The following is an 18,210-nucleotide window of genomic DNA, read 5'->3' on the forward strand; positions in this document are numbered from 1 at the left end:
AGGCGCACTTCGGGCCGCTGCGCACCTTTGTCATCGCCGGCTCGGACCACCCCAACCACACCGTCCTGGCCCGCGGCCTACACGCCTACCTGCGCTGGCGCAACGCCAACGCCCGCCACCCCGACGTCCTGGCCGCCCAACGCCGCCACCGCGCCCGCGTCCGCAGCGAACGACACCGCCGCTGGGGCCAACCCGCCAGCCGAGCCGCATAACCAACCCGGCCAACGTTTGTGGTCAGAGCACTAGCTGCCTGCCGTTCGGTCGGAAGCGGGAGAGCGATCCGACAGCGGCTGGCCGCCAGCGAAACCGAACGAGGGCGGCTAGGAGATCAACTGTCCGCGATCCTGCGAACCCTGCAGAAGGTGGGGCTCTGGATGCGCAAACTACGCCCCAGCAAGGTTTGCGCCGTCGTGAGCATCTGATCCGTAGACAGATGACTGTCTATGCACTGGGAGCGCGGCGCGGAGGGCGGGCCCCGGTCCCGCTCGTTCCAGGTTCGTCGCGGCGGATACCAGCAGGTCCGGGCGATGTATTCGTCGAAAACGGTGGCTCCGAGTTGCCCTGGAAGAGACGCTATTCCGGACAGGTACCGGCGCGTCCGCGCCAGTTCGCCGACGTCCGATCACCATCCGAGCACCAAGGGATGGGCCACGTGCCCGACTACGAGACGGCCCTCACCGAGTTGGACGGCAACCTGGTCAGCGGGAACTATCCCTTCGTGGCGGCCCCGGTCGACCCCTTCGAGGTGGAGTCACTGGAGTTCCTGGAACCCGACCACTCGGTCTACGCGCTGCGTCCGGCCGAGCCGCTGGAGGTCGTGTGGGGCTTCTACTCGCTGCGTTTCGTCATTCGCTTACCCGGGTGGCGAGTCGATGCTCGACTGAGCGGTTCCGGGAGGCTTCGTCGAGCTTCGGGTGGACTGCCGAACAGGTCCGCCGCATGTCGCTCTTCCGGCCGTCAGCCGCGCCATCTGGTCGTTCGCGGGTAAGCCGAGTAGTCGCGTGCGCGCGGTATCGCTCGTGGATGCGTCGATAGACCGACACGCGATGGTCGACCCTCCCCGGCGGCCAGTCGACGGGCGCCGCGGGAAAGCATCGCCACGACCCCTTCCAGTGGGCCATGACGCGCGGTGGCCAACCATGCGGTCCCGGACAGCACGATGGCCAGGACCTGTACGAGGTATCCGGTCATGGCCCCGAAGGAGTCGAGTGGGGAGCTGATGAACATGATGTGCGCGGTGTAGAGCGTCAGTGTCATGCTGCCGGCCGCGGCCAGGGGCAGCAGCAGCACGGAGATCGCCCGCCGCGGGAAGGGCCGTGCGACGTGGCCGGCGAGCAGCATGACGGCGAGCAGGGCGACCGCGCTCCCGGTGGTGCCGAGCAGGTCGAGCGGTGTGCTGGTGTGCGGCGCGTCGACGGCGAGCCACCACCAGGTGGAGGTGGGCGTGCTGCCGTTCCCGCCGAACGTGAGGAGTTCGCTTGTCTCAGCCGCGTTCAGCCCGCTCTTCGGCTGGGTGAACCAGATCTGCCGCAAGCCCTCGTACCGGTTGAGCAGGACCGAGGACGCCACCGGTGCCGCGACGGCGAACGTGACTCCGGTCAACAGCAGCGAGAGGACTACTCTGATCCTGGTCAAGTTCAGCCGCCCGATCACCAAGCCCGCACACAGGTACGCCAGCCACGCCACCGCCGGGTACACCCCCGTCACGGAGAGCTCGATGAGCAGCGCGCTGGGGTGGTCGACGAGGTGTGCGAATGCAGGGTTCTGGTAGGTCGGTTCCGGCAACTGCGGCAGCAGGATCTGGCGGAGCGCGAGAGTGCCGGCGGCCACGGTCAGGCCGGTGAACGCCACCAACCAGGTCGGCAGGAACACCAGCGGGATCGCCATCAGGAACATCACCGCGTAGGCGGGCAGGACCACCAACGCCAGGGACGCGTCGGTGTAACCCAGTGCCAAGCCGATCGCCCCGATGACCAGGGCCCGGACGACGAGCCCGGCAATCGGGCCCAAGCCATCGGTCCGGCGGACCCGGCGTCGACCGGTGATGAACGCGATACCGACTCCGGCCAGCACCGCGAACAGGGCAGCCGCGCGACCGCCGAAGATCGTGAACGTCCAGGTCGGCCGCCCTGCGGCGTCAGAGACGTACAACGAATGCACGGCGATCATGCCGAACAGCGCGACTCCCCGGGCCGCGTCCACGCCGAGCAGCCGGGATCGCTGGGCCGGCAGGCTCGTCGTCGTGGCGGGACGCTCGCCAACCTCTTCGAGGGCGTGGCGGCTGAGGTAGATGGTCGATGTCATGGCCTCATCACAGTGTCAATCAATTAGGCTTGGAGCGGGTATCGGTGCCGAGCCGGTCGGCGGGGGGCGGGGCAGCGGGCAGCGTCGCGGCCCCCCGGTAGACCAGCGCCATCGTGTTGCGGGAACTGGGGTAGTGGCGAGCGGACCGTCAGGCCGCGGCCGGCAGTGGGTTGTCCAGGGTCAGCGCGGTGCAGCGGACTCCGCCCCCGCCCTTGGCGAGTTCGGTCGTGTCGAGTTCGACGACCCGCAGGCCCCGCTCGCGCAGCGCGGCCGCCAGCCGGGGCGCCCCGTTGGTCATGGTCACGGTGGTGCCGTCACTGACCAGGTTGAGGGCGAAGCGGGCCGCCTCCTCGACGCAGACCTCGATCAGGTCCAAGCCAAGTCCGCGCAGCCGGTGGCGGCTCGGCTCATCGAGTGCCTCTGGGCAGTAGGCGAGTGTCCGCCCGGGCTCGACGACCCCGACTGCCAGGTCGAGGTCGTACCACCGGTGGCTGACCGTCTGCAGCGGCACCACCTCGTAGTCCAACTCCCGGGCGAGGACGGCGTGCATGCGCCGGTCGGTCCGCTGGCCGTAGCCGGCGAGCAGCAGGTCGCCGCAGGCCAGGGCGCGCCCTGCCCGCTGAACGGGTACGGCGCCTCCAGGACCTCGTAATCGTGGTTGATCAGCCACTCCTGGAAGTACGGCATCTCGGCCTTGCGCTCCGGCGGGGGTGCTCCCAGCACGGCCCGGTCGCCCCGCACCACTGCGGCGTTGGCGGTGAAGACCATGTCCGGGCACTCCGGCGCGGACGCCACGTACTCGATGCGGCGGCCCGCCGCTCGGTGCGCGACGACGATGTTCAGGTGCTCGACGACCGCCGCCGCGTGATCGGGCTGCACCTCGGTGTGCATGTACGGGTTGATCTCGTAGTCGACCCGGAAGTGAGCGGCGTCGGACACCAGCAGTGCCTTGTTCATTGAGCGGTTTCCCTCTCGGTGAGTGGAGAATGGACGGGATCTTGCTGGAGGCGATGCGACCCCCGGCCGTGCGTGCGGCATCAGGCCGCGCGTTGTTCGACGATCTCGCGGGTGATCACCCCCTGGGCGGGGATCCCGCGCCATCGAGTGCCGGGAGTGAGGTGTTCGCCCTTCATCAGGAGCGAGAGTGAGCCGAGGCTGACGTCGTCGCCGACGACGGCGTCGTAGAGCACGATGGCGCGGGTGCCGATGGTGGCGCCGGCGCCGACGGTGACGACGGACATCTTCATCACCCGGTCCTCGAACAGGTGCGTCTGCAGCGACACCTCGGTGCCCACGGTCGCGTCGTCGCCAATCTCGACCAGGTCGAACTCGGTGAGGTAGGTGGTCCCGATCCAGGTGCGTCTGCCGATGTGGACCCCGAACCAGCGCAGCACCGGCGGCAGGAACGGCGTGCCGACCAGGAGCCCGACGCCGACAGGGACCGCTGCGGCCTCGTAGAGGCCGGTGACGAACTCGGTGCGCCGGACGAAACCGCTCCACAGCGGTTCCACCCGAGGTCGGTAGGCGCCGATGACGTTGCGCTTGGTCGCCGCGCAGAACAAGATCACCCCGACGCTCGACGCCATCGCGACGAACGGTGACGCCAGCGCCGGCACGAGCAGGCTCCGGCCGTTGGCGAGCCAGGAGAGCGCCAGGAGGTAGAGGTAGAAGCTGGCGCCGAGCACCGATGCGGGCAGGGTGGCACGGAAGAACTCGACGAACAGCCGACGGGCCACCATCTTGCGCGGTGGGCGGAACGTCTGCTCCTCCGAGAAAGAGCCGCTGCTCTGGCGCACCGGCAGGTGCATCGCCGGTGAGCCCAACCAGGACGTGCCCTCCGGGACACCGCCGTCGGGCGGCAAGGTGCCGACGCCGAGCAGCGAGCCGTCGCCCAGCACCGTGCCGGCCGGCACGAACGCGGCGTTCCCGACGAAGGCTCGGCTGCCGACCGTGGTGGGTAGGAACGCCACCCGGCCGTTGGCGAACGTTGCGGCGCCGAGGCTGGCCATGTCGGCGACGAAGCTCTCCGATCCCAGGGTGAGCAGGTCGGGGTCCAGGTGCGCGGCGGTCGAAACCTCGGCGCCGCGACCGACCTTGGCACCGAGCAGTCGCAGCCAGGGCCCGGTGTAGAGGGTCGCGTAGAGCGAGTTGGTGAACGTCAGGCTGGACTCGAGCAGTCTGTCGGCGATCCACTTGCGTATGCCGAGCATCGAGTGCACCCGGTGGTGGACGCCGACGGGTACCCGCGCCAGCACGAGACGTTTACCGGTGGCGACCACCGCGCAGACGGTCAGCACGTAGACGACGCCGGCCGGGATGGTGGCGACCAGGCCGGCGAGCAGCCCCTGGGTCAGCAGCACCCACCAGACCAGCGCCACGCTGGGCAGGACCATCGCGATCGCGCCGAGTTCCAGGCCGATCAGGCCGACCAGGGCGGCGGCGATGTGGTGCAGGCGCCAGCCACGCCGCAGACGCCGGTAGCTGAGCATGGCTTCCACGGTGGGGGCGAGCCGGCGGGTCGGAGCCGGCGGTGAACCAGCCCAACGCGCTTCGGGTGGTACCGCCTCGCCGTGGACGAGGACGGACTGCTCGCCGAGGCCGGCGCGCGGCCCGACCGAAGCGCCGGGGTCGAGGACCGCGTTCGCGCCGACGAAGGCATCCGGCCCGACCGTGATCCGCCCGACCACGACCCAGCCGTCCTCCGCACGCCACGGGCGCAGGGAGACGCCGTACCCGATCGAGGCGGCCCGCCCGATGGAGATCAGGGTGGGCAGGCTGATTGCGTTGGTCGCGATCATGGTCCGGCGGCCGATCCGGGCACCGAGCAGTCGCAGGTAGGTCGCCATCAGCGGAGAACCACTGAGCACGTTCAGCGGCGAGACCGCCAGCAGCGTGTTCAACGCCCACAGCCGGACGTAGGTGGGTCCCCACAGGCGATACCGGCCGGGCCGGATGCCCGCGGCCAACGGTCGGGCCAGCAGCACCGGCAGCACCCACCGGACACCGAGGTAGCTGAGCAGGATCGCGACCATCAACTCCACGAGGACGCGGACCGACACGAAACCGTCGTTGCGGGTGTAGACGTAGGAGACGGGCAGCGTGACGGCCAGCAACAGCAGGTAGATCACCGCCCCTTGGCCGAACCCGGCCAGCGCGACCCGCCGGCTGCTGTGCCGCAGCGGGGCGAAGCGGGCGGGAGCGGTAGGCCCGCCGACCCGCTGGCCGGCGAGATGAGCGGCCATGCCCCGTACGGTCGGATTGGCGTACAGGTCCCGGATCGCCGGGCTCACGCCGATCTTTCGGGAGCGCAGCAGCGACACCACCCGCGCCGCGAGCAGCGAATGCCCCCCGAGGTCGGTGAAGAAGTCCGCCTCGACCGAGAGCGCCTCGGGCTCGATGCCGAACGCCTCCGCCCACGCCGCACGGACCTGCTCCTCCAGCTCGCCCTCAGCGGCCACCACGGGGCCACTGGCGCGGGTGAGCCGACGGCTCGGCGCGGGCAGACGTTTCCGGTCGACCTTCCCGCTCGGCATGGTGGGCAGCGCGGTCACGACATCCAGAAAGGACGGCACCATGTAGCCGGGAAGCCGGGTCTGCAGGGTCTGGCAGAGCCGGCCGGTCAACTCCTCCCACCCGCGCTCCGCGCAGTCGAGCGGAACGACGTACGCGGCCAGCTCGCGGGGGCCGTCCGGGCCGTCGACGACCGGAACGAGCGCCGCCACGGCCTCGGCCACACCCGCGTCCTCCAGCAGCACACTCTCGATCTCACCGAGGTCCACCCGATGGCCACGGATCTTGACCTCGGAATCCGCCCGGCCGAGGTACTCGATCTCGCCGTCGGAGGTGAGCCGACCAAGGTCCCCGGTGCGGTACAGCCGACTGCCGGGCGGCGCCAACGGATGCTCGATGAACCGGTCGGCGGTCAGGTCGGGGCGTCCTACGTACCCGCGAGCCACCCCCGGACCGCCGATGCAGATCTCGCCGACCTCTCCGTCGGGCACCGGCCGCCGCTGCTCGTCCAGCAGCACCACGGAGTACGTGGGCAGGGGCCGCCCGATGGTGACCGGCCGTCCGGGGAGCAGTTCCCCCCAGGTGGCGGTGACCGTGGCCTCGGTGGGCCCGTAGGTGTTCAGGATCCGCCGACCGGGTCGGCTCCACCGGTCCACCAGCTGACCCGGGCACGCCTCACCGCCGACGAGCAGGTTCCGGATCCGGGGCAGGTCTCGGGGAATCGTCGCCAGCAGGGTGGGCACGCAGTAGAAGACGGTGATGCGCGCCTCGTCCAGGAAGTCCGCCAGCTCCGCCCCGAGGCGGCGGGAATCGGTCGGCCCGGCCACGAGCGTCGCACCGACCGACCAGGTCGGCCAGATCTCCTCGATCGCGAAGTCGAACGCGATCGTCATGCCCTGATAGACCCGATCATCCGGACGCACGTCGTACACACCCGGAACCACGTCCAGGAAGTTGCAGATGCTCGACTGCGCCACCTCCACGCCCTTGGGTCGGCCGCTGGATCCGGAGGTGTAGATCACGTAGGCGCTGGGGTCCGGCACGCCGTCGCGGCTGAGGTCCGGCCGGTCGCCCGGCGCCGCGGCGAGTTCGGCGCACCGGTCGAGGACGAGAGCGCGCCGGTCGCCCACCCGGTCGGCGAGCGCCGAGGAGGTCAGCACCAGCTGGACGTCGGAATCCTCGGCGATGTAGGCGACCCGGTCGGCCGGGGACTCGGGGTCGATCGGCACGAAAGCGCCGCCGGCCTTCCCCACGCCCAGCAACGCCACGTACGTCTCGACCGAACGCTGCAGCAGGATGGCCACCCGGGCGCCGCCCGCGACGCCGAGAGCCCGCAGGTGTCGGGCCAGCCGGTTGGCGCGCTCATCCAACTCGCGGTACGTCAACGACTCGCTGCCACACTCCAGCGCAACGGCCGACGGATCGCGGTCACACGCGGCTTCGAACACGTGGTGCAGACGCCGCGTGCCCGGGACGCCTCCCCCGGTGCAGCGTCCTCGCACAAAATCGACGAGCGGCGGGCCGACGATGATGCGGGCGTCCGCGTCCGGAAGATCCTCCGGTCGCAGCGGCGAGATGGACGTGCTGGTAGACGCTGACTGCTGCACGGAACCGCAAACCTCCTGCACCGACCCACGCCCGAACCGCCCGTTGCCATGCAGCGACGACCGTGCGGACTCATCCGGTCACCAGGAAGGTGAAACGAGGGTGTCCGATAGATTCGAAGCAACCGACATAGGCTTATAGAAGCGAAATATGCCCGCAACACCGGCGGACCTCCGCAAAACTAGCAAAGGACCGCAATCGATGCCGCCGAAACACTGATTGACGCCGCAGTTAGTGCGCGCGTCGACGTGTGGGGCGTTCCAGCCGCAGGGCACGTCACATATTCAGATGACAGCGTGCCGTCACATCGGTGAGGGAGGTGGCGCGCCTGGTCGTCGCAGCCGGTCCGAATGGTCGCCTGAGGTGACCAGTAAGCGACCAATCCACCGAGACGGACGACCGGGTACCCGCGACAGCACTTCGGTGGCCGAGGACGGAGTCGTGACGCTGACACATCACGCAAGCGCGGTCAGGCTGGCCAGCCAATGGGTGTCACGGACCTCGACGTCCTTGTTTTCACCCGTATCGTGCCCGTCGGCGGACAAGCCGAGCCGCCGGGCGGCGTGCACGTCGGGGCCCCGCCAGCCGGAGTCGCCGGTTGATAGCTCGCACGTGGGCCACTGTCGCGAAACCCGCGGGCGGTGTAGGTGATCACGTAGTAGCCGTGTCTGGCGAACCAGTGGCTGTTCCAGTGGTACTTGTCCGTCCCATCGGCGACATCCGAGGTGGACTCCCACTCGGTGCTTGTCGTTGCCGAAGCCGTACAGCAGCACGATCATCGGATGGCGGTCACCGGTGCCGGGCATCGGCCGTGTCACGCGTCAAGCGGTGAACCATCGAAGCTGGGTACCTGGGCCGAGCAAATGGTCACATCACCCGCGTATTCCGCGCAGTTGGCCCTCAGCTCCCCGGCATCAGTCGGCCCGCTGCCCGCAGCACCCGACGTCACCAAGAGCGCACACCTGTTCCACGCCGACGGCACCATCACCGCTCAGGATGCCTCCGGCCGGAAGTACGAGGTCGACGGGGAGGCCGCCATCTACGGCAACGAGGACGCCAAGGGCTTCCTCGACGAGATCAACCCGGGCAACTCGGTGAAGGCGAACGTCTACTTCGACGTGCCGAAGGGCACGAAGCTGAAGACGATCACCTTCGACGCCGGCCTGTTCACCCTGGCCGAGGACGCCGTCGTCACCCTGTGACCGGCCCCCAGCCGCGAAATGCGTGACAGGCGAAAGCAGCGACAGCCCGAGAACCCCGGGTTGTCGCTGTCTTACCGCAGGTCGGCGGCGATCCGGTCGGCGTCGGCGGTCAGGGCGTTGTAGCCGTCGGCGGTGAGCTTGCCGTCGCGTCGCAGGTCGCCGAGCTTGTCGCGCAGCTTTTTGAGCTGGTTCTCGGCCTGGTCTGGGTCGTTCTCGGCGATCTCCTTCGCGATCGCGTCCACCTTGGTGTGCAGGTCCTTTGCGGCATCTGGGTTCAACCGGCCGGCTTCCACCTGCTCCCGGATCGACTGGCGCATGGCGGCGATCGGGTCAGCGGGTGGAGTGGGGCTCGGCCGGCGGGAGGTGGCCCGAGGGCTCGGTGTCAGGCTGGCCGGGTTGCGGGTGGCGGACGCGACGGTGCGCAGCGTCGGCGTGGCGGGCGCGACGGTGAGCGGCACAGCCGGCACGCGGGGTGCCACGGCGGTGGTGGCCGATGCCGGCGGCGTGGTCGGCCCCGCGCCCGAGGTGTGGTCGTCGCGGTCGCGCAGCGTGACGCCGGTCAGGGCGAGCAGCGCGACGCCGAGCAGGGCCGCCGCCAGCAGAGCGTCGCGCCGATGCCGTGCCGGGCGGCGGCCCGGCTTGGGGCGTGCCGGGCCGACTGCGTCCGGCCTGGGCGGACGAGCTGTCACCGGCGTGGGCCGTCCCGGCCGGCCTGGGTCCGCTGGCGCGACCGGCACGAGGGGAATCGGCGTGCCGGCCCGGGGTAGCAGGGCTGCCATGCGGTCCCGGACTTCGGCCGCGTCGCGCGGTCGGTCGGCGGGATCTTTGGCCAGCAGTTCGGCGGCCAGGGCGTCCAGCTCGGCGGGTACGTCGGGCCGGCGCTCGCGCAGCGGCTGGGGTGGCTCGTTGACGTGCTGATGCAGCACGCTGAGCGGCTCGCCGGTGAACGGCGGACCGCAGGCGAGCATGGCGTAGAGGGTGCAGCCCAGCCCGTACAGGTCGGTGCGGTGGTCCACCGGCTGGCCGAGGGCCTGCTCGGGAGACATGTACGAGCTGGTGCCGAGCTTGGTTGCCGGCTCGGTGAGGGTGTTCTCCCCCTCTGTCCAAGGAAGGCGGGCGATGCCGAAGTCGCAGATCTTCACTGTGCCGGTGGCGGTGACGATCAGGTTGCCCGGCTTCACGTCACGGTGCACCACCCCGGCCGCGTGCGCGGCGGCGATCCCGTCGCAGGTCTGTACGGCGATCGACAACGCCTGCAGGACGGTGAGCGGGCCGTCGGCGATCAGGGCGGACACGGTCCGCCCCTCCACCAGCTCCATGATCAGGTAGGAGTCGTTCTCCGCGGTGCCGAAGTCGTAGACGGCGACGATGTGCGGATGGGTCAGCCCGGCGGCTGCACGGGCCTCGCGGTCGAAGCGTTCCGCGGCCATCGGCTCCGTCAGGCCGGCGGCGGCGAGCACCTTGATCGCCACCGGGCGGTCCAGGCGCAGGTCGCGACCGCGCCACACCTCACCCATGCCGCCGCTGCCCAGCAGCTCCTCGGACTGGTAGCGGCCATCGAGCAGACGTCTCGGCACGCGTCTCACTGCTCCATCCCTGCGCGCCGCTACACGGGGGCGGTGACGCGACGGCCGGCATCGGGGTCATCGGACGAACCATCAGGAGTTGCTCATGGTGGTGGGTCCCCCAAATTGGTCAACGCGCCATTGGCACACGAGGAAACGACCGACCGGCGCCGGCTACGCCCTGCTCCGGCGGGCCGCCGAAGCTGCCGCCGTCCGCGTGCAGCTCAACAAGGTCGTGACCGCCTCCGCCGCCGACGGCGATCCCGGCGTACCCACCGTCCTCCGCGTGACCGCAGAATCCGCGCTGAGAAGTCGGTGCGCCGGATCTAACTGCCGGAGTCTGGCTCGGCGAGCGAGGGCAGGATCCCGGTCATCGAGAGCACGCGCCGGACATGGCCGGTGGGATTGATCAGGGCGAGGCTGACGCCCTTGTCGGTGGCACGACCGTGGGCGTTGACGAACGCGTTCAGCACGGTGGAGTCGATGAAGCTGACCCGCGCCAGGTCGACCTGCACGCGGGGCGCGCGGGCGATCGCGGCCTGAACGACGTCCCGCAGCGGGCTGGCTGCGGCGATGTCGAGTTCGCCGAACAGCGTCACGACGGCGGTCCCGTCGCGCACCGTCGTCTCCGACTGCCACGTCTGATCCACGCCGCACCTCACCCGCTCGACTGTACGCCGGGGAGGCGGGCGGTGACGGTTGCTGTCGTCCCGTCCGGCCCGCTGTCGATGACCAGGCTGTCGGTGAGCTGCTGGGCCAGCCACAGCCCCCGGTGGCCCGGGATCCCGGGGCGCGGCAGCGCGATCGGAACATGGTTCGCTCCGGGGCCGTGGTCGGTGACCTGGCAGGACAGGGATGCGGCGTCGCGCAGCAGGCGGAGCCGTCCGCTGCCGCCACCGTGGCGCACGACATTGGTGACCAGCTCGTGCACGGCCAAGACGAAGTCCTCCAACGGGTCACCAGCGAGACCGGCCGCGCCGGAGGCCGCGGCGACGGCGTGCCGCAGCCGCGGCACCGCGACCTCAGTGATTGATTCCGACAGTAGAGTCACCGCGCCCCGGACCTCGTCCGGATCGCCCCCGCCGGCCTCGACGTGGCCACGCCAGCTCACGTGGGCACGGTACAGGGGGTGGATGACCACCGCATGCGATGGGACGTCGGGTGGGGCGCTTCATGGCCTGGCCGCGGCTTGCCTCAAACGCGTGCCCGCTCTGCAGGTGCCGCGAGTCGTGCCTAGTATGTTCCCCGGATACGTCGGTGACCGGTTTGAGAGGTCGGGGTGCGCGGCCACCCATCCGTAGCGGTATGCCCCTCGACCCCCGGGGTTCCGGTACGGCGCTCAGGAAGGCCCCGTTCCCCCCAGAACGGGCCCCTCCGCGATGAGCAGCCAGCCAGCACAGGCACCCGGGCAGCTCGGTTCGAGCAGACAGTTGTCTATCCGCGCTGCTGATGGCGTCGAATCTTCCGCGAGCGCTGCAGGGCGCGCATGAATATCGGCCAGCTCCACGGCAGCCTACGGTCCGACTCGACGATCACTCGGACCTGGCAACTTGATCCAACAAGGCGCGGCCGACAGCGGGGGTCTGTTGTCTGTTCGCCGGATGAGCTGGGTGGACTTTTGGCTGATGGTGTGTAAGGTCAGCTAGCTGTCCGCACCTGTGCGTTCAGAGGAGGCCGGCGACCGTGGCCGAGAAATCGACCGCTCGCCCCGCCGATGGGGCTGCCCAAGTACACGACGACCCAAGTGAAATTGACAGTTGGATCGCTCACCTGTCGCGGCCGGCAGGAAGCGACTCCGACACGTACGACGAGTGGCCGGAGGCCGCCGCGCCGCAGTGGCGCGAGGACGTGTCGGACCCGGACGAGGAGTCGTACCAGCCCGAGGACACGAACCAGGATCACGAAGCGCGGCAGGCAAGACACCGGGCGGACCAGCAGTACGAGGAATACGAGCAGCACGACGGGGCCTACGGCCAGCACGAGTACGCGTACCGGGGGTCCGACCCGGTGGCCGACACCGCACCGGCGGGCTACGAGCCCGACCAGACCTACCGGGGCGACGAGCACGAGCAGGCCTCCTGGGAGGAACGGCGGGCCCAGGCGCCGTACGGACCGATCGATGTCGGTCCGGTGCGCGAGGACGCGCATTCCGGGCTGCAGGAGACCTACGTCGTACCAGAGGTGGGCTACGCCCACGAGGAGCATTACCCGCACGACGATCACGCCGGCCTCAACGAGTACCGCTACGGCGGGTCCGCCCCACAGTACCCCGAGGCGATCGAAGACGCTCCGACCCAAATGCTGCACAACATGGAGCTTGATGCCCGCCCGCGGCCGGCCGGTCGGCGGCGCTGGCTGATCGCGGTCGGCGGGCTCGCGGTGGGGGCGCTGGTCTGCGCTCTGGCGTTTGCCTGGGGGTCGGGCGGGCCGCCGGAAGGCGCGCTGCCGCTGGTGACAGCCACCATCCCGCCGGACGCGTCTGAGGAGCCGATTGCCCTCCCGGAGATGCCGACGGCGACGCCGAGTTCCGCGACCCCGCGCAGCTCCTCCGCCACACCTAGGACCACACCGAAAGTCACCCGTTCGCCTAGCGCCGCGCCGTCGGTCACCCGCCCCGCCGCGCCGCCCCCGACACCCGCCGTGGCCACGCCGACACAAACCCGAAGCGCGAGTCCGCTCCTGCTCGGGCCATCGAGCAACGGCGGGGTGGCGAACATGGTCCAGGGATACTGCGATCGGCACGCCGCCGGGAGCTCCGCGGAGCCCCGCAACGACGGCAGTTGGCAATGTACGAGGCTTCTCTCTGCGTCCACCGTCGACATGAACGTCGCCTGCCGCGACACGTACGGTTCGGACGCCTACGCACGAACATCGAATCCTGGCGATCCATACGCCTGGCGGTGCTACCGCTGACCACCGGTGCCGCGCAGAGTAGCTTTCCGGCCCGGCCGAACATTTGTACGAGTAGCCTGCCCTCGTGGAGTGGCGCACGCGCTGGCACATCACGATCCGCTGGGACCGGGCCGACAACTCGCCCGCCGGCGTGACCGTCGTCGAGCGCGTCGCCGACTCCCCCGCCGACCTGCGCCGCCTGATCGACCGGGCCCGCGCCGATCCGCACGTGGTCGCCTTCCCCTACCGCCAGGGCCGCGAGCTGGTCGGCGACGAGCCGCATGAGTGCCACAACGGGCACGGCTACGCCGGAGGGTCGGCGACCCGGCCGGTGCGGGGCTGGTGGCCGTGCCAGTGCGGGGGGCACTGGTTATCCGGTGCCAGGCGATTCGGGCGTCCAGCCAGGCAGGAGCAAGGCAGGCCAGCTCCGGCGTAGAAGCGAGGATCATTGTCCGCAGATGCCGCGTCGAGGGCTGGCGGTCCGAGGGTCATTCCCTTAGCTGGTTCGGTCTGGCTTCGCAGACCTGTGCGGCAAGTTCTTGGACGGCTGCGTGATAGGCCGGCTGCGTGTGGTACGGCCAGTGCCGCTCGATGGGTGGTGGCACGGTGTCGGCTGGGTCGATGGTCAGGCTGCGCGGATCGCGAAGCCGGATGTCAACCGACTCGGCCTGCGGGCTCTGACACGGCAGCTGCCCGCACGGCTGCGGAGTGAAGATGGGCCCTCCGACCGGGTCGGTCTCTCGCCACAGGTTCCGCCACCGCCAGTCCAGCCGCTCACCCAGTTCGCACAGGGTTCGCCCGCCCAGGTATGCCGGATAGAGGTGGGCGTAGATGCGCCGCAGCGGAGAGCCGTGGGTCAGCAGTGCGATTCGGGGCAGGACCGTCGGCGGCAGTTGCAGGATCGTGGCGGCGGCGAGTACCGAGCCGTGACTGTGCCCGGAGATGATCACACCCCCTTGTGCGGCGAGGGCGGAGACGCGCTTGACGAGTTCGGGCACTGCCCGGGCGGCGTAGCAGGGAGGCGCGAACGGGTGGACCGTCCGGGGCCAGAAATCGCCCAGGTCCCAGAGGATCGCCACGATACGTCGGGTCTCGGTTGACCGGTACGAGCGGAAGCCGAGAATCATAAGGCCGATCACGAGCAGGCTGATCAGCCAGACCCCCGCGTCCGTGGCTAGAGCGGCGATCAGCGTGGCTTCGGTGTGTGGCGCGAAGAGTTCGGCCGCGAGCTGGGTGGGACCGACACCGATCAGATCGAGCGCGACGGTCACCAAACCCAGCGAGGAGATCAGAAAGGACACCGTCAGCACGGGACCGAGTTCATCGGTCACCCGAGATCTCGCGATGGCCTCCCGGACAACTTCCCGCCGCGCCGGCGCCCGCGCCGACGCCTGTGCGTAATCGCGCTGGACAACATGATCGGCCAGCCGGCGTCGCCGCCGTCGGCCGAGTAGGAGTGTGGTCAGGGCGGCGGCGACGACGATCAACAGCGTGATCAGCCCGGCGAGTACGGCCCACCAGTAGGCGACCGGCGGGTCCAGCGGCGCGCCACCTGGTGGACCTGGGTGGACCGGACCAGGAATGGCACCGCGGTCAAGGAGATCGGCGACGCGGAACGTCAGGGTGCCCGCGAAGGCACCCCCGACGGTCACCGACGCCGCCGCCACGATCGGCGTTCCGAGCCCCTGCAGGACAGGCCGAACCCCGGACGTGGCCGCCCGCCCACGAAGGGTCGTGACGCCGGCGAGTACGGCTAGCAGGACGCCCTGTCCTGCCATCAGACCACCCGCAATGCCCTCGAAGCCAGGCAACTGCCCGGCCGCGGCTGGATTGCCCGGGAGTAGAACGGCATAGCCGAGGCTCAGGCCGGTCACCCCGGTCGTGGCCACCCACAGAGAGCGCAGGATGCGCCGAGCACTCCGCCGGGTGGTCGGCACGGGTAGGCACAGCAGCACTGCACAAAACCCCAGCAGGCCGACGGCGGCGGCGAACAGCAGCCAGCTCGCGGAGGCCTGCCCGCGGGAGATTGCGGCGAGCAGGCTGGCATCCACGGTGCCGGCGCCGATTCCCACGTGGATCTGACGCAGCCATGCCGTTGTCCGCTCGTCATCCCAGAATCCGGCAGTGCTGAGGCTCTCAGTCGGCTCGGACGTTTCCGCACGTGGCGGCGGTGGTCCGAAACCCTCGAGCGCCCGCGCGGACCGTACGCCGATCGCCCACATCAGCCGGAGCGCGAGCAGCGGGATGAGCGACATCAGGGCCAGACGCGGGCCCATCGCCACCTGACCAAGCCAGGACAGGTAGGGGCGGCCGTCCCGGCATTGCTCGTACGGCACGCATTGCCAGCCCACGAGGTCCAACGTGACGCCGACGATCGAGAGGACGAAGGCGGCCGTGAGCGTGCCGGCGAGCAGTCGGCACAGCGCACCGAGCAGCCCGAACCGGTCAGTCGGCGTCGGGCGCAGCCAGACCGCGAGGTTACCGAGCATGAACGGCAACAACAGCAGCATCGAGGCGGTCCGCATGGTCGCGCCGGCGGTCAGGGCACCCCAGCGGTACGCCTCCACGGCAACACCATCGGTGGAGCCCCCTGCTGCGCCGCTCCCCGCCCGCGGGCGGTAGAACCCGGCGTGGGCATCACCGGCGACACGCACCACGATCGGATGGTCGAGAATCTTCTCCGCCGTGCCACCGGATACCCCGTGCACCCTCAACTCGACAGCGCCACTTACCGGTGCTCTGCCCACGCCGACAGACTCACAGACAAATAGTGGGCTGGCCCCCGCTATCGCACAAACAGTCAACCTGGTGGGGGTGTCGTCGGCGGTCCTGGTCCAGACGAACGCTTCGGGTCGGCGTTGCAGGCGTCGATCCAGGCGCGGTTCGCTCGCCACGACCCGGGTGACGGGTGGTTCGTCGACGAAACGTACGTGAAGGTCAACGGGTTACGGCGCTACGTCTACCGTGCCATCGGCCAGCATGGGCAGGTCATTGACGTGCTCGTCTCGGCCCGCCGTGATGCCGCCGCAGCCCGGCGGTCCTTCCAGAAGGCCCTACGGTGCTGAAGGTGACGCACAGCGAAGTCGTCACCGACGCCGCCCCCGTCTACCCAGCGGTGCTCGACCACCTGATCCTCTCGGCCTGGCGCCACGTCGAGCGGCACGCGAACAATCCGATCGAGGCCGATCACAGTCAGCTCAAGCTCCGAGTCGCTTCGGCGTTCAGTGAACTCGCCCAGGTCATCTGACCGCGGACCCGACCCGGGCGTAACGCGCCTCCCGAGCAGATAATGCAACGGCGCCTCGGAGGCCGTGGAAGCCTCGTCGGCTTGGTCGTCGTTTGGGTGCGAGCCTGCTCCCGCCGCTGACATTAACGGCGCGAATGCGGGAAGAAGCGGTTCGTCGTGAGCGGATCAGGTCGAGGATCGTCCGAGTGACGTCTGGGGCCGGTAACGGGACCGGGCGGGTGCGCAGACAGCAGAAGAACGGGTCCTGTCCAGGCGGGCGGACGCGAACTGCCTACAGGTGCCCCGGGAGCCCGGCGATGGGGCACGAGGACGACTTCGTCCTGGCTCGCCGGTGAATAGACGCGATCGCGCTAAATCACTTTTGTCCGGTGCGACGTTGTCTGACCGGCTCTGCGTTCGCACCACGCCCTCGCCAACCGGATCCCGGAGATGGCGATAGGGAAATTCGACGGTTGATGGGCGAGCAGGCGGGGTTGGTTCGGGAGGGGGCTTGTGGCTGGGAAGGCACAGGCGGCCGGCGTGGCGGCCAGGCCCATACGAACCGCCGCGTGGTCGTGGTGGGCGGATGTGATCGCTTCGGCCGGCGTGGTCAGCGTGCTGATCGTCGTCGCGCTCTGGGTGCGGGGCGGCGGTGTGCAGGATCTTCGTGGCTGGGCGGCGGGCCTGACGTCGCTCGGCCGGTTGACCGGGCTTGTCGCGGCCGACCTGCTGCTCATCCAGGTGCTGCTGATGGCGCGCGTGCCGTGGATCGAGCGCACGTACGGACAGGACAGGCTCGCCCGTTGGCACCGTGTGGTCGGGTTCGTGTCTTTCAATCTGATGCTCGCGCACATCATTCTGATCACGTTCGGATATGCCGCGACGGGTGGTGTTTCTGTGACAGGCCAGGCGTGGAGCCTCGTCACCACATACCCGGGAATGCTGCTGGCAGTGGCCGGGGCGTCCGCCCTGACGATGGTCGTGCTCACCTCCCTGCGGGCTGCGCGGCGGCGGCTGCGCTACGAGGCGTGGCACCTGCTGCATCTGTACGCCTACCTCGGCGTCGGCCTGGCGCTGCCGCATCAGCTCTGGACCGGGGCCGACTTCACCAGCTCCCGGGCCGCGACGCTGTACTGGTGGACCGCGTACGCCGCGTGCGCCGGCGCGGTGGTCACCTTCCGGCTCGGGCTGCCGGCCTGGCGGACGCTGCGGCACCGACTCACGATCGCCGCTATCGTCCCGGAGGCTCCCGGCGTGCACTCGATCTACATGCGCGGACGCCACCTGGACCGGTTGCCGGCACACGCCGGGCAGTTCTTCCAGTGGCGCTTCCTCAGCGGCCCGGGTTGGAGTCGCGGCCATCCGTACTCGCTGTCCGCTATGCCGCGGGAGGACACACTGCGGATCACGGTGCGATCCCGCGGCGAGGGCAGCGAGCAGGTGTCAGAGTTACGCCCGGGAACCCGTGTGCTGATTGAGGGGCCGTACGGCCGGCTGACCGCCGCCCAACGCAGGGCTCCGCGGGTAACCATGATCGCGTCCGGGATCGGAATCACCCCGCTGCGGGCGTTGTTGGAAGAGTTACCGTACGCGCCGGGCGAAGCCACGCTGCTGTACCGTGCGCGCTCGGCAGAAGACCTGGTGTTCCGCCAGGAACTTGAGCGCCTCGCGGCCGTCCGTGGCCTGCGCGTGGAGTACCTGTTGGGACCGCGCGGGCAGGAGGGCTCGTGGTTGCCGGCCGGGTTCGGTGACGACGCGAAAGCCTTGCGTGAACTTGTCCCGGACATCGAGCAGCGCGACGTGTTCGTCTGCGGACCGGATGACTGGATGCAATCGGTGGTACGGGCGGCTCGGCACGCACGCGTGCCGGCGGAGCGCATACATCTTGAGCGCTTCACCTGGTAAC

General features: G+C 69.8%; 13 protein-coding genes and 2 pseudogenes. 8 read left to right on the forward strand and 7 right to left on the reverse strand.

The window, feature by feature from the left end; genetic code table 11:
• Positions 1–212: pseudogene (locus M2302_RS21175) on the forward strand (hypothetical protein); the annotation flags it as partial.
• A 440-nt stretch (positions 213–652) separates the two neighbouring features.
• The gene (locus M2302_RS21180; protein WP_280839594.1) at positions 653–988 is read left to right on the forward strand and encodes a hypothetical protein; all 336 of its coding nucleotides are present in this window, start codon (positions 653–655) and stop codon (positions 986–988) included.
• Here M2302_RS21180 and M2302_RS21185 read toward each other — a convergent pair.
• The 3 genes from M2302_RS21185 to M2302_RS21195 form a co-directional block, all read right to left on the reverse strand.
• Positions 958–2,304: a heparan-alpha-glucosaminide N-acetyltransferase domain-containing protein gene (locus M2302_RS21185; RefSeq protein ID WP_280839595.1), complete on the reverse strand. Its 1,347-nt coding sequence runs from the start codon at positions 2,302–2,304 to the stop codon at positions 958–960. The two genes, M2302_RS21180 and M2302_RS21185, sit on opposite strands and share 31 nt — an antisense overlap.
• 148 nt (positions 2,305–2,452) lie before the next feature.
• Positions 2,453–2,974: an arginine deiminase-related protein gene (locus tag M2302_RS21190; protein ID WP_280839596.1), complete on the reverse strand. Its 522-nt coding sequence runs from the start codon at positions 2,972–2,974 to the stop codon at positions 2,453–2,455.
• A gap of 367 nt (positions 2,975–3,341) precedes the next feature.
• A complete protein-coding gene (locus M2302_RS21195) occupies positions 3,342–7,442 on the reverse strand; it encodes a Pls/PosA family non-ribosomal peptide synthetase (protein WP_348529435.1) in 4,101 nt (1,366 codons plus the stop codon).
• Between the two features lie 870 nt (positions 7,443–8,312).
• On the opposite strand from M2302_RS21195, the gene M2302_RS21200 reads away from it, so the two are divergent.
• On the forward strand, positions 8,313–8,621 hold the full coding sequence (locus M2302_RS21200) for a DUF4352 domain-containing protein (protein ID WP_280839598.1): 309 nt from the start codon (positions 8,313–8,315) through the stop codon (positions 8,619–8,621).
• Between the two features lie 71 nt (positions 8,622–8,692).
• Here the strand turns inward: M2302_RS21200 and M2302_RS21205 are convergent, their stop codons facing one another.
• From M2302_RS21205 to M2302_RS21215, 3 genes are all read right to left on the reverse strand, one after another.
• The gene (locus tag M2302_RS21205) at positions 8,693–10,198 is read right to left on the reverse strand and encodes a protein kinase (RefSeq protein WP_280839599.1); all 1,506 of its coding nucleotides are present in this window, start codon (positions 10,196–10,198) and stop codon (positions 8,693–8,695) included.
• A 314-nt stretch (positions 10,199–10,512) separates the two neighbouring features.
• The gene (locus M2302_RS21210; RefSeq protein ID WP_280839600.1) at positions 10,513–10,836 is read right to left on the reverse strand and encodes an STAS domain-containing protein; all 324 of its coding nucleotides are present in this window, start codon (positions 10,834–10,836) and stop codon (positions 10,513–10,515) included.
• Positions 10,837–10,844: 8 nt separating this feature from the next.
• On the reverse strand, positions 10,845–11,297 hold the full coding sequence (locus tag M2302_RS21215; protein ID WP_280839601.1) for an ATP-binding protein: 453 nt from the start codon (positions 11,295–11,297) through the stop codon (positions 10,845–10,847).
• 572 nt (positions 11,298–11,869) lie between these two features.
• Between M2302_RS21215 and M2302_RS21220 the strand changes: the two genes are divergently transcribed.
• Together M2302_RS21220 and M2302_RS21225 are read left to right on the forward strand one after the other, a co-directional pair.
• Positions 11,870–13,099 (forward strand): hypothetical protein, encoded by a 1,230-nt coding sequence (locus M2302_RS21220; RefSeq protein ID WP_280839602.1) that lies wholly within the window; start codon positions 11,870–11,872, stop codon positions 13,097–13,099.
• A gap of 64 nt (positions 13,100–13,163) precedes the next feature.
• The gene (locus tag M2302_RS21225) at positions 13,164–13,514 is read left to right on the forward strand and encodes a hypothetical protein (RefSeq protein WP_280839603.1); all 351 of its coding nucleotides are present in this window, start codon (positions 13,164–13,166) and stop codon (positions 13,512–13,514) included.
• A gap of 52 nt (positions 13,515–13,566) precedes the next feature.
• Here the strand turns inward: M2302_RS21225 and M2302_RS21230 are convergent, their stop codons facing one another.
• Positions 13,567–15,786: a hypothetical protein gene (locus M2302_RS21230; RefSeq protein ID WP_280839604.1), complete on the reverse strand. Its 2,220-nt coding sequence runs from the start codon at positions 15,784–15,786 to the stop codon at positions 13,567–13,569.
• 207 nt (positions 15,787–15,993) lie between these two features.
• Here M2302_RS21230 and M2302_RS21235 point away from each other — a divergent pair.
• The 3 genes and pseudogenes from M2302_RS21235 to M2302_RS21245 all read left to right on the forward strand — a co-directional run.
• A pseudogene (locus M2302_RS21235) lies at positions 15,994–16,137 on the forward strand (DDE-type integrase/transposase/recombinase); the annotation flags it as partial.
• The gene (locus tag M2302_RS21240) at positions 16,137–16,325 is read left to right on the forward strand and encodes a hypothetical protein (protein WP_280839605.1); all 189 of its coding nucleotides are present in this window, start codon (positions 16,137–16,139) and stop codon (positions 16,323–16,325) included. The pseudogene M2302_RS21235 and the gene M2302_RS21240, both read left to right, overlap by 1 nt.
• A 567-nt stretch (positions 16,326–16,892) precedes the next feature.
• The gene (locus tag M2302_RS21245; protein WP_280839606.1) at positions 16,893–18,209 is read left to right on the forward strand and encodes a ferredoxin reductase family protein; all 1,317 of its coding nucleotides are present in this window, start codon (positions 16,893–16,895) and stop codon (positions 18,207–18,209) included.
• Position 18,210 lies beyond the last annotated feature (1 nt).

Source organism: Micromonospora sp. A200 (assembly GCF_029893845.1).
GTDB lineage: Bacteria > Actinomycetota > Actinomycetes > Mycobacteriales > Micromonosporaceae > Micromonospora > Micromonospora purpureochromogenes.

Excerpts from the sequence above, each read along its gene's own strand:
- M2302_RS21185 (WP_280839595.1), bottom strand. The coding sequence starts at position 2,304 with ATGACATCGACCATCTACCTCAGCCGCCACGCCCTCGAAGAGGTTGGC.